The sequence below is a fragment of the Prosthecobacter sp. genome, from assembly GCF_044236155.1.
In the GTDB taxonomy this organism is placed as follows: Bacteria; Verrucomicrobiota; Verrucomicrobiia; order Verrucomicrobiales; family Verrucomicrobiaceae; genus Prosthecobacter.
In genome coordinates, this window is the sequence record NZ_JBIIHA010000003.1 from 266,293 (window position 1) to 281,198 (window position 14,906).

At 61.1% G+C, this 14,906-nt stretch carries 8 protein-coding genes; 4 read left to right on the forward strand and 4 right to left on the reverse strand.

Features of this window, described 5'->3' with window-relative positions:
- Positions 1–74: 74 nt before the first annotated feature.
- On the reverse strand, positions 75–1,328 hold the full coding sequence (locus ACILSE_RS04920) for a PQQ-binding-like beta-propeller repeat protein (protein WP_395716243.1): 1,254 nt from the start codon (positions 1,326–1,328) through the stop codon (positions 75–77).
- A 138-nt stretch (positions 1,329–1,466) separates the two neighbouring features.
- Entirely contained in the window at positions 1,467–3,449 is a 1,983-nt protein-coding gene (gene acs, locus ACILSE_RS04925; RefSeq protein ID WP_395716244.1) for an acetate--CoA ligase, read from the reverse strand.
- A 145-nt stretch (positions 3,450–3,594) separates the two neighbouring features.
- Between acs and ACILSE_RS04930 the strand changes: the two genes are divergently transcribed.
- The 4 genes from ACILSE_RS04930 to ACILSE_RS04945 all read left to right on the forward strand — a co-directional run bounded on the left by ACILSE_RS04930 (position 3,595) and on the right by ACILSE_RS04945 (position 11,356).
- A complete protein-coding gene (locus ACILSE_RS04930; RefSeq protein ID WP_395716245.1) occupies positions 3,595–4,569 on the forward strand; it encodes a peptidylprolyl isomerase in 975 nt (324 codons plus the stop codon).
- A 25-nt stretch (positions 4,570–4,594) separates the two neighbouring features.
- Positions 4,595–4,966, forward strand: a complete 372-nt coding sequence (locus ACILSE_RS04935; RefSeq protein WP_395716246.1) for a type II toxin-antitoxin system RelE/ParE family toxin — start codon at positions 4,595–4,597, stop codon at positions 4,964–4,966.
- A 184-nt stretch (positions 4,967–5,150) separates the two neighbouring features.
- Entirely contained in the window at positions 5,151–6,308 is a 1,158-nt protein-coding gene (locus ACILSE_RS04940) for an aminotransferase class V-fold PLP-dependent enzyme (protein WP_395716247.1), read from the forward strand.
- Between the two features lie 89 nt (positions 6,309–6,397).
- A complete protein-coding gene (locus tag ACILSE_RS04945; protein ID WP_395716248.1) occupies positions 6,398–11,356 on the forward strand; it encodes a FlgD immunoglobulin-like domain containing protein in 4,959 nt (1,652 codons plus the stop codon).
- 13 nt (positions 11,357–11,369) lie between these two features.
- Here the strand turns inward: ACILSE_RS04945 and pheT are convergent, their stop codons facing one another.
- Together pheT and pheS are read right to left on the reverse strand one after the other, a co-directional pair.
- On the reverse strand, positions 11,370–13,763 hold the full coding sequence (gene pheT / locus ACILSE_RS04950) for a phenylalanine--tRNA ligase subunit beta (RefSeq protein ID WP_395716249.1): 2,394 nt from the start codon (positions 13,761–13,763) through the stop codon (positions 11,370–11,372).
- An 88-nt stretch (positions 13,764–13,851) separates the two neighbouring features.
- On the reverse strand, positions 13,852–14,877 hold the full coding sequence (pheS, locus tag ACILSE_RS04955; protein WP_395716250.1) for a phenylalanine--tRNA ligase subunit alpha: 1,026 nt from the start codon (positions 14,875–14,877) through the stop codon (positions 13,852–13,854).
- Positions 14,878–14,906 lie beyond the last annotated feature (29 nt).

The window sequence follows — 14,906 nt, forward strand, 5'->3', positions numbered from 1 at the left end:
TTAGCGTCCCGGCCCTGAGTGGGCAAGGGGAAATCCGGGGGCAACGTCAGGCCCTGCGGGAGGGGTGCCAGCGCCTACTTTTTGCCAATGCACCAGAGATTCTGATAACCGCGGATGAAGAGCAACCCGTCGCTCACGGCGATGGAGCCAATGATTTTTTCACCCAGCGAGTTGGTGGCAAGAAGTTCGAACTTCGGCTCCGCCTTGAACACGAAGCAGTCACCGCCCTGGTTGGCCGCGTAGCATTTGCCGTCGGCGCTGAGCACGAGAGAAGACCAGTTCTGGCCGGTGGGTCCGGGGCCTTTGAGGCGCTCGTTGAAAATCAAACTCCCGGTTTTGATGTCACGGCACTCGACGATGCCGCCGTCGGTCAGGATATAATGATGCCCCTCGTGGATCACGCCGCTGCCGATTCGCTGCTGCACACGTGGCAGGTGCCAGACACGATTTTTCTCCGTCACATCGCCGCTGCCGCCGGCTTTGACCGCCATCGCCGCGCCTCCGTAGCCACACATCACGACGGCCATGCCGTCGGCAAACAGAGGAGAGTTATAGACCAGCGGCGTGAGTCCTCCACAGGTCCAAAGCTCCTTGCCAGAATCTGGATCAAAAGCGCACGCACGACCTGGATACGACATGAGCAGTTCATCACGCGTGCCGACTTTGCGCAGGATCGGATCACTCCATGAGCCGAGCCACCGCTTGTTCCCACCCTCGCCAGAGGCTCCGCCGGGCTCCTTGTGCTGCCAGATCGTCTTGCCGGTCTTTTTGTCGAAACAATACATCACGGTGTTCTCACCAGGGCCAAAGTTGAGGAACACACGGTCACCCGCGATCACGGGAGACGTGCCGTTGCCCCAGATGTGATGCTGCTTGCCGAGATCGGTGCGTTTCCACAGTTCATGGCCGTTCATGTCGTAGCAAAACAGGCCCGCCGAGGCGAAGAACACGATGACACGCTCGCCATCGGTGGCCGGCGATGCGGCGCAATAAGGGTTCGTCGCATGCGTCAGCTCCTTCTCCTTGTAGATCGTGCCCGCGTCCCAGAGCTGTTTTCCGGTTTTCTTCTCAAAACACAGCAGCAGGCGCTTGCCTTCCTTCTCGATGGCCTGGGTGATGAACAGCTTGTCGCCCCAAACCACCGGCGTCGAATTTCCACGGTCAGGCAGCGCCACCTTCCAGACCACATTCTCCGTCTGGCTCCACTTCTCCGGCAGATTTGACTCGGTGCATGTGCCATCACCGTTCGCGCCACGCCACATCGGCCAGTTGTCGGCAAACGCGGAGAACGGAGAGCAGAGAGCGAGGAGCAGGAGCGTGCGTTTCATGACGTGGCTGGATTGGTTGCGTGATGAAACGCAACCCGCTGAGTGACTTTAGCCGTTTGCGAGCAAAGTCTGACGATCTTGCACCGCATGCGGACGATGGCGTCCGCATTCCGGTTTGCATCAGGTGTTGCGTGGCGGTCAATCCTCCCCACTCGCGGCGGAGAGCGCGGCGATGACGTTGATGTCTTCGAGGGTCGTCGTGTCGCCTTTGAGCGTTTCGCCGGCGGCGATTTGCTTGAGGAGGCGGCGCATGATCTTGCCGGAGCGGGTTTTCGGCAAAGCGGCGGCGAAGCGGACTTCGTCAGGCGTGGCAACGGGGCCGATGACTTTGCGGACGTGCTTCTTGAGCTCATCGCCGAGGTCGCGGCCGGTCTTGATGCCTTCTTTGACGGTGACGAAGCAGACGACGCCTTGGCCCTTCAGTTCATCGGGACGACCGACGACGGCGGCTTCGGCGACAGAGGGATGGGAAACGAGGGCGCTTTCGACTTCGGCGGTGCCGAGACGATGTCCGGCGACGTTCAGCACGTCGTCGATGCGGCCGATGATCCAGATGTAGCCGTCCTTGTCGCGGCGTGCTCCGTCGCCGGCGAAGTACCAGCCTTTGAAGTCGCTCCAGTAAGTTTCCTGGTAGCGTTTTTTGTCGCCCCAAATACCGCGGAGCATGGACGGCCAGGGTTTCTTGATGACGAGTTTGCCCTGTTCATTCGGGCCGACTTCTTTGCCGAGGTCATCGACGATGCCGACATCGACACCGAAGAAGGGCAGCGTGGCGGTGCCGGGCTTCGTGGGGATGGCACCGGGGATCGGGGTGATCATGTGGCCGCCGGTTTCGGTCTGCCACCAGGTATCGACGATGGGGCATTTGCCGCCGCCGACCTTGTTGTGATACCACATCCACGCTTCGGGATTGATCGGCTCGCCGACGGTGCCAAGCAGGCGCAGGCTGCTCAAATCGTGCTTCTTGAGCCATTCGTCGCCCCACTTCATGAAGGCGCGGATGGCAGTCGGCGCGGTGTAGAAAACGGTGACGGCGTATTCTTCGATGATCTTCCAGAAGCGGTCGTTTTCCGGCCAGTTCGGAGCGCCTTCATACATGAGGCAGGTCGCGCCGAGGGCCAGCGGGCCATAGACGATGTAGCTGTGGCCGGTGACCCAGCCGATGTCTGCGGTGCACCAGTACACATCGTCGTCGCGGAGGTCGAAGACGTATTTGCAGGTCATCTGCGCATGCAGGAGGTAGCCTGCGGTGCTGTGCAGGATGCCCTTGGGTTTGCCGGTGCTGCCGCTGGTGTAGAGAATGAAAAGATCCGCCTCGGAATCGAGCGCCACGGGCGGGCACTTCGCATCGACGTATTCGAGTTCGCGGTGCCACCACACATCTCGGCCTTCCTCGATGTGGATGTCCTGGCCGGTGCGCTTAAACACCACCACGGTCTTCACTGGCGTGTCCTTGGCCTTGAGAGCGTCATCGACATTCTTCTTCAAAGGAACGACTGCACCGCGGCGGTAGCCACCATCAGCGGTGATGATGATCGCGGCACCGCTGTCGAGCACGCGGTCCTTGATCGATTCGGCGCTGAAACCGCCGAAAATGACGCTGTGAACGGCCCCGATGCGTGTGCAGGCCAGCATGGCGATGGCGGCCTCCGGGATCATCGGCATGTAAATGATGACGCGGTCGCCTTTTTTGACCTTGTGACGCTTCAGCACATTGGCGAAGCGGCAGACCTCGCGATGGAGCTGCTGGTAGGTATAAACACGCTTCTCGCCGGGCTCGCCTTCCCAAATGAGAGCGGCCTTGGTCTTGCGCGGGCCGTTCAAATGGCGGTCGAGGCAGTTTTCGCTGACGTTGAGCTTGCCGCCGGTGAACCACTTCGCGTTCGGACACTTCCAATCGAGCACCTTGGTGAAGGGCTTGCTCCAGGTGAGTTCCTTCGCCTCGCGACCGAAGAACTTGTCCGGATTCTTGAGCGACTCGGCGTGCATCTTCTTGTATTGCGCCATCGAGCTGATGCGGGCCTTCTTCACAAAAGCGGCGTCCGGCTTGAACACGCGGTTTTCGACGAGGAGGCTCTTCGAGGAGCTGCTGGATGTCTTGGAAGCGGCTTTCTTGCTCATGGCTGGTAATGGGTCTGCGATTGGGAGCGCAGAGTAGAGAGTGGACCCGCGATCACGCAAGGCGAAGCTGCAAAGCGGGCCACCCCGGGTCTGAACTTCGCCTTGCCACGCCGTCACCACGCCCTACGATGCAAGCCGATCAGTCATGATTTCCCTTCGCAACAGCCTGCCCGCCCTCTTTGCCGTCCTCGCCCTTTCCTGCGCCACGGCCCAGACCTACTCCAACCGCATCGTCGCCGTCGTCGATGGGAACCCCATCATGGCATCCGAGGTGCGGGACACGATCAGGACCCAGGAGCAGATAATCCGGTTCCAGTTTCAAAACGACCCGGCGCGCATCAACAAGGAGCTCGCCGCCATTCGTGACTCCGCCCTCGAGTCGCTGATCGACCGCGAGATCCTCCTCGCCGAATTCAAGAAAATTGGCGGTGTCATCAAACCGCAGTATGTCGATGACGACATCAACACCATCATCCGCGAGAGCTTCAAGGGCAATCGCGACGCCTTCGTGGACGAGCTCGCCAAGAGCGGCATGTCCGTGAAGAAATTCCGTGAGATGCGCGAGAAGATGGTCATCACGAATGTGATGCGTGCCCGCAATTCAGGCGAGCACCCGCCGGCCACGCCGAGAGAGGTCGAGGAATACTACAACAAGAACGTGGACAAGTGGCGCGAAGGGGACCAGATCAAAATCTCAACCATCACCATTCCGAAGTTCAGCGGGGAGGCCGGATCATCCGCTGAAAAACAGAAAAAACTCGCCCAGGAGCTGCGCTCCAAGCTCCTCGGCGGCGCCGACTTCGCCGCCACCGCCCGGACCTACTCCCAGGACAGCCGCGCTGAAAACGGCGGCTCTTGGGACTGGATGGCGAAGACCGACATGATGCCCGCCATCGCCAACGCCGCCATGGAGCTCAAAACCGGTGGCATCAGCCCGGTCCTCGAGCAGGAAGGCTCATACATCATCGTCGCCTGTGACGCTAAAAAGCTCGGCAAGGCACCCACGCTAGAGGAAAAGCGCCCGGAGATCGAAAGGATGATCAACGCCGAAAAGTCCAAGGCCAACATCGACCAGTGGATGGAAAGCGTCCGCAAAAAACACGTCGTCAAACGATTCTAATCCAACCTGCACGCCCCGAATCACCGTGATCCAGATCGTCTTCAACGACATCAGCGCCGCCGAGCTCTCCCAACTGCCCGCTCAGGTGCAGTTCCATCTCCTTGAGGCCCTGAACATCCAGCCGGCCGACATCGACGACACCATCCTCGCCAAGCGCTATGGCCTGCTCGAACGCGGCAGCAAAAAACTCTACCGCTGTCGTGCCGGCGACCATCGCATCTACTTCAGCATCGTCGATGGCAACGTCCGCGTGCATCGGGTGCTGCACAAAAACACGCTCACCGACTTCCTCTACCGCAGTAATCTGCCCGGCGCCGGTGAAGACGAGGCGCTGAGCCAGTCGAAGAGCTTCTGGCATCTCATCGACGAAGGAGCGAAGACGCTGAAGGTCGCGTGACCGCTGACGCGGAAATGATGAAACCAGAATGGCGAATGGCGAAGTTTTGTCGCCCCAAGCCTGCTTCATCCTTCGTAATTCGTCGTTGATTCGACATTGATTCGCTTTGCTCACCTTTCAGGCTCCCTTCGGTCGTCTGTCTCGTTTCACTCGGCTCCTCATTCTGGTTTCGTCATTTCCAGCCATGCTCACGCTCGACGCACTTCTTTCGAATGAATCTCTGCGCCAGCAGGAGTTTCCGGTCATCAAAGACAGCCTGTTTCTCGCCCACGCCGGCGTCACCATCCTGCCGCGCCGCGTCGCGCGCACGATGCAGGACTACCTCGAACAGTGCAGCCTGCGCATGCAGGAGTATCCTGAGGCGTGGAGAGCGGTGAATGAGACGCGCGTCGTCGCTGCCAAGCTCATCGGTGCCAAGGCCAGCGAGATTGCGCTCATCGGTCCGACTTCCGTCGGGCTTAGTTTGGTCGCCAACGGTGTTCCATGGCAACCCGGCGATGAAGTCGTCAGCTATCTCGACGACTATCCAGCCAACGTCTATCCGTGGAGCGAACTCGAACGCCACGGCGTCGTCTTGAAGCGGCTTCAACCCACCTCACCGGGCGAAATCACGCCCGAACTCGTCGAAGCGGCGCTCACACCGAAAACGAAACTCGTCGCACTCGCCTCCTGTCACTTCCTGAGCGGTTATCGCATCGAAATCGACCGCATCGGCCGCATGTTGCGCGAGCGAGGCGTCCTGTTCTGTCTCGACGCCATTCAAACCGTAGGCGCCTTTGAAACCCGCGTCGATCACGTCGATTTCCTCTCCGCCGACTCGCACAAATGGATGCTCGGTCCGATGAGTGCGGGCATCTTTTATGTGCGTGAGGAATTGCAGGACATGCTGCGCCCCAGCCTGCTCGGTTCGTGGAACGTTCGCAGCCCGAACTTCATCGCGCAGGAGGAAATCGCCTTCGAACGCGGCGGTCGTCGTTACGAACCCGGCGCGCTCAACATTTCCGGCATCCTCGGCATGAAGGCCGGCATCGAGCTGATCCAGGAGATCGGGCTCGAAGCCATCAGCGCCCAACTTTTGAAGCTCAAAGCCCGCCTGCATGCCGGACTGGCACCGCAAGGCTTCACCTTCCTCGGTCCTGACCCACAGAGCATCAACGCGTCCGGCATCACCACGATCCAGCACCCGACGCGCTCGCTCGAAGACATCTCCAAACACCTCGCCGAGCACCACATCGCCACCTCCCTGCGCCACAACCGCGCCGGCCAGCCGCTCCTGCGCTTCAGCCCGCATTTCTACAACACGGAAGCGGAGATGGATCGTGTGGCGAGGGTGATCGGCTAAGTTGATTTTGCCTCCGGCTGCGAGTGACTCAGACATCGCTCTGACAGCCTGCGAATGGGCCGCCATCGCAAGACCTTCGAAACATGAATATGAAAGCCAGCCTCCTTGCCCTTGTTTCACTCGCAGCCACCACTGCACTGCCAGCCGCCGAACTCCATTTCACCGGCTCGCTCGGCAATTCGGATGACTCGCAGGCGGTCTTCGCGGGGAAGGCATTCTCCGGCATCGGGCCGGTGCTCGATGATGAGGGGGCGCTTTGGGAGCGTGGGGGCTCGATGCGGTTGAATCGCTATGCGCTCGATGGCCGCTTGCTGGCCAGCTTTGAGATTCCTGAAGGTGATGAGCGGGGCAGCGATCAAATGACGCGCGTGGGGGACCTGCTGGTGCTTAAACTCAAGAAGGCGCTCTACACACTGCCGCTGAAGGCCGCGCCGGGCACGAAACTGACGCGTTTAAAAGGCGATGTCGATTTGATCGCATCGAGCGCGGTGAAGGATCGCCTCATCGTGCTGGAGAAGGACGCGCTGGCATCGCTTGATCCAGTCACAGGCGAGCGCACGCCGATGACGCAGCCGGGGGCGAGGCTGAATGGGCTGCATGTCGAGGCCGATGGCACGATCTGCGGCTTTGGTGAGGGCAAGGTCTTCGCCTGGCAGGACAGCACGCTGAAGGACGGCTTCCCAAAGCCCTTCCAAGGCGAGCGCCCGCAGAAGATCGGGCGCTTCTGGTATTCGCACGCGTGGCACGGCACGATCAATCGCTTCAATGAAGCCTTCGAGCCTGATCCAGGCGTCGTGCTCGGCGGTGCATCGGGCTCGTTCATTGGCTACATGCCGATGAGCAACGACCTCACGAACGGTCGCGGCATGGTGAAGCTGCGCGATGGTTTGTTCGCGGTCTCTGGCATGGGCGGTGTGATTCAGTTCGTGCAGTGGAACGACGCGGAAAGCCGCTTCGATGTCGTGCGACGCATTGGCGGCTTCACGGGGCTTCGCGGACTCGCGCTCGATGTGGATGGCAACATCTGGACCTCGCGCGGAAGCTGGCGCTGGCAGGAAGAGCCGCACACGCCGCACACGCTCGGTGATCTGGAAGCTTCACTCTGCGCGCAGCCGACTTTGCTTGGCGGAAAGACGCTGTGCATCCTCAAAAAGCACTACAACTACGTGCAGCTCGCTCGCGGGCCGGTGATCGACGAAAACGGCCTCTCGCATCTTGACACGCCGGGCATCAAAGACTTCACAGTGCCGGAAAACATCAGCGGCGCGGCCGTGATCGACCAAGACATGATCGTCACCACGCCGAATGGCGAAGGCTTCAAACTGCCAATCTCACCCGATGGCCATCTCGCAGGCAAACCACAGCCCATCAAGCTGCCGGGCCTCACGAACTGCACGAGCCTCGCGTGGTTTCATAATCAACTGCTCGCCGGCGACAAGGATGCCATCGTGGTGCTGGATCGCGACTTGAAGGAGGTGAAACGGCTCACGCAGCACGGCGGCGCGGTGTTTGTGCATAGCGACGGCCAGCGTCTCGCCGTCAGCGATCCTCGGCATGGCGCGGTGCATGTCTATGAATCGCTCGATGCGGCTCCAGTGAGCTACACTGGCCTCGATTCGCCCGCGCACATCGCCATCGCGGGTCCTCGGGTGATCGTAAATGAGCTGGGGAAACAGCGTTTGCTGAAGTTGGAGCTCGAAACGCCGGTTTTTGCCCCTGTAGTGCTCGCTGGTCGCGTGGGTGGCATTCCGCTCGAAATCGCGATCACAGACAGAAAGATCAAAGTCGAGACACCTGCTCGAAACGTGGTGCTAGGCGTCTCAAATGGCTCCTATTCCTCAATTTTGGCAACGACGGGCATTGAGCTGCCAAAAGGCGACTGGTCGAAGCTGCGCATCGCTGTCGCAGTGGAGCATGAAGGCCAGCGCGAGCGTTTTGGCTTCAACGATCACCAGCCGATTCATGCCTCCTTCAATGACGATCCGGCCTCATGGGCCGAGTTTGACCTCGAATCGTATCGCGAAGCTGTTGTGGCGAGGCAGCAGGAGATTCGCGTGGCTTTTACTCAGCCCAGCGAAGGCAAGGCGACGATCGTGATCGAGAACGAGAAGGGCGAGCGCGTGCGGAATCTCGTCAGTGGTCGCAGTTTCGGCGTGGGCAAGCAGTCGCTCGTTTGGGATGGCCTTGATGAGACGGGCAAGCTCGTAGCACCCGGCAGCTACACGTGGCGTGGCGTGACGCATGAGGGCATCCGCCCGCAGTATGTGATGAACTTTGCCAACGGCGATGAACCGACGACGGAGCCGTGGGGGCCGAATCACAGCACGCTGCACGCGGCGGCGGCGAACTCGAAGCTCGTGTTCTTCGCCGCGCCGGTGACGGAAGGTGGCTGGGCGCTGGTGGCGCTCGATGACAAGGGGAAGCTCGTGCAAGGCTATGAGCACCAGCAGGGCTACGGCATCCAGCACGACGCCATCGCAGCGGATGAGGAGCACCTTTATGTCGCGCAGGATGGCTTCGCGTGGGGCGGACGGCCGGACTTTGCCAAAGCGGATTGGAAGGCGACATGGACGGTGACGATCTGCCGCTTCGACATCGCCACGGGCAAGCTCGTTGAGTGGCCCGGCAAGGTGCGCGGCTTGCCGGTGGACACGATGGAGGTGAACGGGCAGTCCGATTTGACGCAGTTCAATCTCGGCGGCATCGCGGTGCTCGACGGAAAGCTCTATGTGAGCTGTCGTGATGAGAAAGTGATCCTTGAGCTCGATGCGAAGACCGGCCACCAGCTCGACAAGATCGCGCTCGCAGATGTGAAGCATCTCGCGGCGGGAAAAGAGCTGTTTGCGGTGACGGATCGCGGTGTGGTGCGTGTGCGGGATCAAAAGATGCTGATTCAAAACGAGAACATCAGCGGCATCACGATCGTGCCCGACGGCGAGATCCTCATCAGCGATGCCAAGACGCATCAGGTGCGTCGATTTTCATCGGCGGGCATCGAGCACGCGATCACGGGCAAGCCCGGCGGTCCGTATCGCGGAAAATATGATCCCGAGCGCATGGTGAATCCGGCGGGGCTCGTTCTCGGGCCGGATGGCAAGCTGTGGGTCACCGAGAAGCGCTGGAATCCAAAACGCGTGATGGCGTGGGATTTGAAGACCAACCAGGTTGTGGTCGAGAAATTCGGCATGCCGCACTACGGCGGCGATGGCAGCGGCTTTGATCCCGAGGATCCGCGGCGCTGGATCGGACTCGGCTGCTTCTGGGATGTTGATTTGGAAAAGAAGACGGCGCGGCCCACACACATCCTGAGCATCGACGAAGGCCACCTCGGCCACTACGAGCCGCACAGCTACGCGTTCTTCCGCGAGGCCGGGCGCACGTTCGTCGCCACGCGTGGGAAGATCGCGCTGATCAGCGAGGTGCTACCGGATGGCACGCTGAAAGACATCGCCGCGACGGCGGGCACGCATCATTTTGGCTACGCCTTCAACTGGCAGCCGCCGCAGGCCTACATCGACGCGTTTTACGCGAAGTGGCCGGAGAAGCGCGCCGGTGAGAAGCCGGGCAAGAAAGGCGAGGGCAAACCGTGGTCGCAGCGCGGCATGGGCGTGCTGTGGGTAGATCGCAATGGCGATGGCGAGGCGCAGAAGGAGGAGTTCGACTTCTGCGGCGATCAAATCGACTACGCGGGCGGTCCGTGGGGCCACATGCAGAACTCGCTGACGTTTTACATGCCCGTCGCCGACAAGACGCAGGTCAAAGTGGCCGCGATCAAGCTGAAGGGTTTCCTAGCGAACGGCGTGCCGGATTGTCCGACGCTCGACGAGGCCATCGCGAAGGCCACGCCGGTGAGTTTGACGCCCGGCTACAAGCGCAGCGGCGTGGCGACGATCCGCGACCGCTTTGGCCGCTTCCTTTTCAACTCCGATCCCGAAATGAACGCGTATGCGAGCGATGGAAAGCATCTCTGGAGCTACGCGAACCAATGGAGCGACGTGCACGGCAGCCACGACGCGCCGCTGCCCGAGCCCGGCGTGATGCAGGGCGTGATGGCTTTCCTCGGCATCGCGCCACTCGATGACAGAGCGGACGTGTTTTTCGTGAACGGCAACCACGGCCGCTGCTTCACGCTGACGAGCGACGGCTTGTATCTCGATGAGGCCTTCGTTGATGTGCGCGTCAGCTATTTGAAGAACGAATACCGCCTCGGCGGCGAGATCTTTGGCGGCAGTTTCGGACGCGATGCGAAGAGTGGGAAGTATTTTGTCCAGATCGGACATGGGCCGTATCGCATCTATGAACTGACCGGCTTTGACAAGGTGAAGTGCGTCAGTGGCAAGCTCACCGTGACAAAAGAGCAGATCGCCGCCGCCGAGCGCCAGAACATGCGCCGAGTCGCCGCGAAGCAGCAGGCGCGCGAGACCACGATCCCAGGCAGCATCGCGTGGGACAAGAGCGGTAAATTCAAAACGCAGTGCGACATCGCCTCCGATGCCACTCACCTGCATCTCACGTGGCGCGTGCAGGATGCTTCACCATGGATCAATAACGGCCGCGACTGGGCCAAGCTCTTCGCTACCGGCGACACGGTCGATTTCCAGTTCGCCTGCGACCCGAAGGCCGATCCGAAGCGCCGCGAGCCGGTGATCGGCGACAAACGCCTGCTCATCGCGCCGCACGAAGGCAAGCCGCTCTCCGTGCTCTATGAACACCGCAAACCCGGCGGCAAGAATCCCGTCGAGTTCACCAGCCCTTGGCGCGGCGCGAAGGTCGATGACGTTCGCCAGCTCCCTGAGGCCAAAATCGAGGTCAAAACCGATGCGAACGGCTACACCGTGAAAGCCAGCTTTGCGCTGAGCGATCTCGGATTGACGCTGAAACTCGGCGACATGCTGCGCGCCGACTTTGGCGTCACATTCGGCGATACTGCGGGCACCGACACGAATCTACGCTCGTATTGGTCGAATCAGAGCACCGGTCTCGTCGATGATATTCCGGGCGAGATCATGCTCTCACCGAATTTGTGGGGCGAGGTGTTGGTGAAGTGAGGGAATTATTCGCTCAGCGCCGCACCGTCGCCGGAAGCGCCTTCTCCAGCGCGGCGAGGATGCGCTGGTGGGCGGCATCGACTTCGGCGGTTTCGAGGGTCTTTTCGGGGCTGCGGTAGGTGAGGGTCCAGGCGATGGATTTGCGGTCGCTGGGGATCTTTTGGCCGGTGGGGTCGGTGAAGACGTCGAAGACTTCGCTGGCGATGAAGAGGGGCTCTTTCTGCGTGGCGAAGAAGGCGGCGACTTTGGCGTGGGGGAGGTCGGCGGGGACTTCCATGGCGACATCGCGGGTCATGCCGGGGAAGCGGGGGAGTTCTTCAAATTTCGCGGGGCCGGTGCTGCCTTGGCGCAGGGCGCTGAGGAGCAACTCGGCGACATAGACGGGATGGCGGGCGCTGATGTCGCGGGCGCGGGAAGGATGCAGTTGAGCGATCCAGCCGAGGTTGCGATTGCCGGCGCGGAGTTCGCTGGTGAGCAGGAAGTTCGCGGGGGATTCTTTGACGGCTTTCGGCTCGATGCTAACGCGGCTGAGGCCGGGCAGGTTTTGGATGATGCCCATGAGTTCATGGATGTCGGCAGCCTGCGGGGTGCGGGCGTGCCAGCTCGATGGGCTGACGGGGCCGCTGATGAGGATGGCGAGGCGTTCTTCTTCGCGGCTGTTGCCATTCGGGAGCTTCAGGAAGACGCGGCCGAGCTCGAAGAAGCGCAGGCGGTCGGCGCCTTGGCGGATGTTCAGCGCGGCGGCGGCGATGAGGCCGGGGATGATGCTGGGGCGCAGCGTGGTGTGGTCTTCGCTGAGCGGATTTTTCACGGCGACGCCGGTGCCGCCGCCGAGGGTATCGGCGAGTTGAGCTTCGGCGACGAGGCGTAGGGTTTGCGCTTCAAAGCAGCCGCGATTCACCAAAGCCTGACGAATCGTCATGGCGAAGTCGTAAGCGCGGTCTGTGGCATCGCTGGGCACGGCGACGGCGGTCATTTTCGATGGGACGCGGTCGAGACCGATGACGCGGGCGATTTCCTCGATGAGATCGACGGGGCGCTGGAGGTCGGCGCGGTAGCTGGGGATGTGCCAGCGGCTTTCGTGCTTCGTGGCGGCTTTTTTGCCGAGGCCGAGCTTTTCGAGGATGGCGTGAATTTCATCGCCGCTGAGCTCGGGCGTGCCGAGCAGCTTGCGGGCGCGGTCTTCGTCGAGGGTGACCTCGCCGGTCAAAGCGGGGGCTTCACCTGCGACGTGCAGCACGTCCTCTGCGGTGCCTCCAGCGATGGAAAGGATGAGCTTCGTGGCGAGCTCGGAGCCGCCAGCGACTTGTTGAGGGTCGATGCCGCGCTCGAAGCGGTAGCTGCTGTCGCTGCTGAGGCCGAGTCGGCGGGAGGTGCGGCGGATGTTCGAAGGGGTGAACCACGCGGCTTCGAGGAGCACATTGGTGGTGGCTTCGGTGACGCCGGTTTCTTCACCGCCCATGACGCCGGCGATGGCGACGGCACGCTTTTGATCGGCGATGACGAGGTCGTCGGTTTGCAGCGTGTAGGTCTGCGAATCGAGAGCGAGGAATTTTTCGCCGTCGGTGGCTTGGCGCACGACGATGGAGCCGTTGAGCTTGTCGAGGTCAAAGCAATGCAGCGACTGTCCCATCTCCATCATGACGTAGTTGGTGATGTCCACGATGCTGTTGATGGGACGCAGGCCGATGCTTTCGAGGCGACGACGCAGCCATTCCGGGCTGGGGCCGACTTTGACGCCTTTGATGATTCGTGCGGTGTAAAGCGGGCAGACTTCTTTGGCTTCGAGTTTGATGTCGGAGGCAGCGGCTTTCGTTTTTGTCGCGGTGTAATCGCGTTGGCCTTTGAGCGGGATGCCGGTGAGGGCGCTGAGCTCGCGGGCGAGGCCGAGGTGGCTGAGGAGATCGGGGCGGTTCGGTGTGATCTCGAGGTCGAAGACGACATCGGAAGGCACGAGTTGGTTGAAGGGTGTGCCGATGGTCGTTTCGGCATCGAGGATGAGCAGACCGCTGTGGTCGTCGCCGAGGCCGAGTTCTTTGCCGCTGCACATCATGCCGAGGCTGGCCACATCGCGCAGTTTGCCTTCTTTAATCGTGAATCCGCCGGGCAAAACGGCTCCAGGCAGTGCGAGCGGCACTTTGTCGCCTGCTTTGAAGTTTTTCGCGCCGCAGACGATCTGTCGCGGGGTGCCGCTGCCGTCATTGACCTGGCAGACGCTGAGTTTGTCGGCATTCGGATGCTGCACGAAGGAGTCTATCTGAGCCACGACGACCTTGTCAGTGGTCACGCCGCGTTCTTCGATGCCTTCGACCTCGACACCGGCGAAGGTGAGCAGGTCAGAAAGCTGCGGGACGGTATAGCTGCTGAGATCGAGATGAGTGCTGAGCCAGGAGAGGGAGACTTGCATAGCTGGAAAGAAGAAAGAATGGGCAAGCGAATGGGGGCAAACGAATGAAGAACAGGGATTCGCTTGCCCCCATTCGTTTGCCTAAAAATCACGCGGCGAACTGTTGGAGGAAGCGGACGTCGTTTTCGATGAGGTGACGGATGTCGGTGATGCTGTGGAGGATCATCGCGAGGCGGTCGAGGCCGAGGCCGAAGGCGAAGCCGGTGGTGGTCTCGGGATCGAAGAGATTGTCGCCGCGGCTCTTGTTCACGGCGGTGAAGACGGCGGGATCGACCATGCCGCAGCCGGCGATTTCGATCCAGCGGGCGTCTTTGCCTTTCGCCTCGAGTTTCACGTCGATCTCGAAGCTCGGCTCGGTGAACGGGAAGAAGTGCGGGCGGAAGCGCACGGCGGTGTTCGGGCCGAAGATCTCGCGGAAGAAGGCTTCGAGCGTGCCTTTGAGATCGGCGAGACTCACGTCGTTGGAGACGTAGAGACCTTCGAGTTGGTTGAAGACGCTCAGGTGCGTGGCGTCGATCTCATCGCGGCGATATGCGGCTCCGGGGGCGATGATGCGGATGGGCAGCGACTTCGCGGCTTCCATGGTGCGGATCTGCACGCTGGAGGTGTGGGTGCGCAGCAGACGGCCATCGGGAAGGTAGAAAGTGTCCTTCTCGTTGCGGGCGGGATGGTCGGCGGGTGTGTTGAGAGCGTCGAAGCAGTGGAATTCGGTCTCGATCTCCGGTCCTTCGGCCAAAATGAAACCGAGGCGACGCAGCGTGCGGATGGCGAGATCGCGAATCTGCGTGAGCGGATGCAAAGCGCCATTTCCAGTGCCTGGGCGACCGGGAAGCGTGATGTCGATGCCTTCGACGGCTTTTGCGTCCAGCGCGGCCTGCAACGCGAGCTTCTTCGATTCGATGCCGTCGGTGATGGCGGTGCGCACGTCGTTGAGTTTGGCACCGACTTCCTTCTTCTGATCGACGGGCACGTCCCGCATGTTTTGGCTCAGCGCAGTGACGCTGCCTTTTTTGCCGAGGAAGTTCACGCGCACGGCTTCGAGCGTGGTTTCATCCTGCGCTGCTTCGAGCGCGGCGAGAGCTTCTGTTTTGAGGGAATCGAGTTGGGAGAGCATGGTCGGGCGGAAAAGATCGAAAGTCTGAA

Bases quoted from the DNA above. Each gene is read 5' to 3' on its own strand.
- ACILSE_RS04920 (WP_395716243.1), bottom strand. From the start codon at position 1,328: ATGAAACGCACGCTCCTGCTCCTCGCTCTCTGCTCTCCGTTCTCCGCG.
- acs (WP_395716244.1), bottom strand. From the start codon at position 3,449: ATGAGCAAGAAAGCCGCTTCCAAGACATCCAGCAGCTCCTCGAAGAGC.
- ACILSE_RS04930 (WP_395716245.1), top strand. From the start codon at position 3,595: ATGATTTCCCTTCGCAACAGCCTGCCCGCCCTCTTTGCCGTCCTCGCC.
- ACILSE_RS04940 (WP_395716247.1), top strand. From the start codon at position 5,151: ATGCTCACGCTCGACGCACTTCTTTCGAATGAATCTCTGCGCCAGCAG.
- ACILSE_RS04945 (WP_395716248.1), top strand. From the start codon at position 6,398: ATGAAAGCCAGCCTCCTTGCCCTTGTTTCACTCGCAGCCACCACTGCA.
- pheT (WP_395716249.1), bottom strand. From the start codon at position 13,763: ATGCAAGTCTCCCTCTCCTGGCTCAGCACTCATCTCGATCTCAGCAGC.
- pheS (WP_395716250.1), bottom strand. From the start codon at position 14,877: ATGCTCTCCCAACTCGATTCCCTCAAAACAGAAGCTCTCGCCGCGCTC.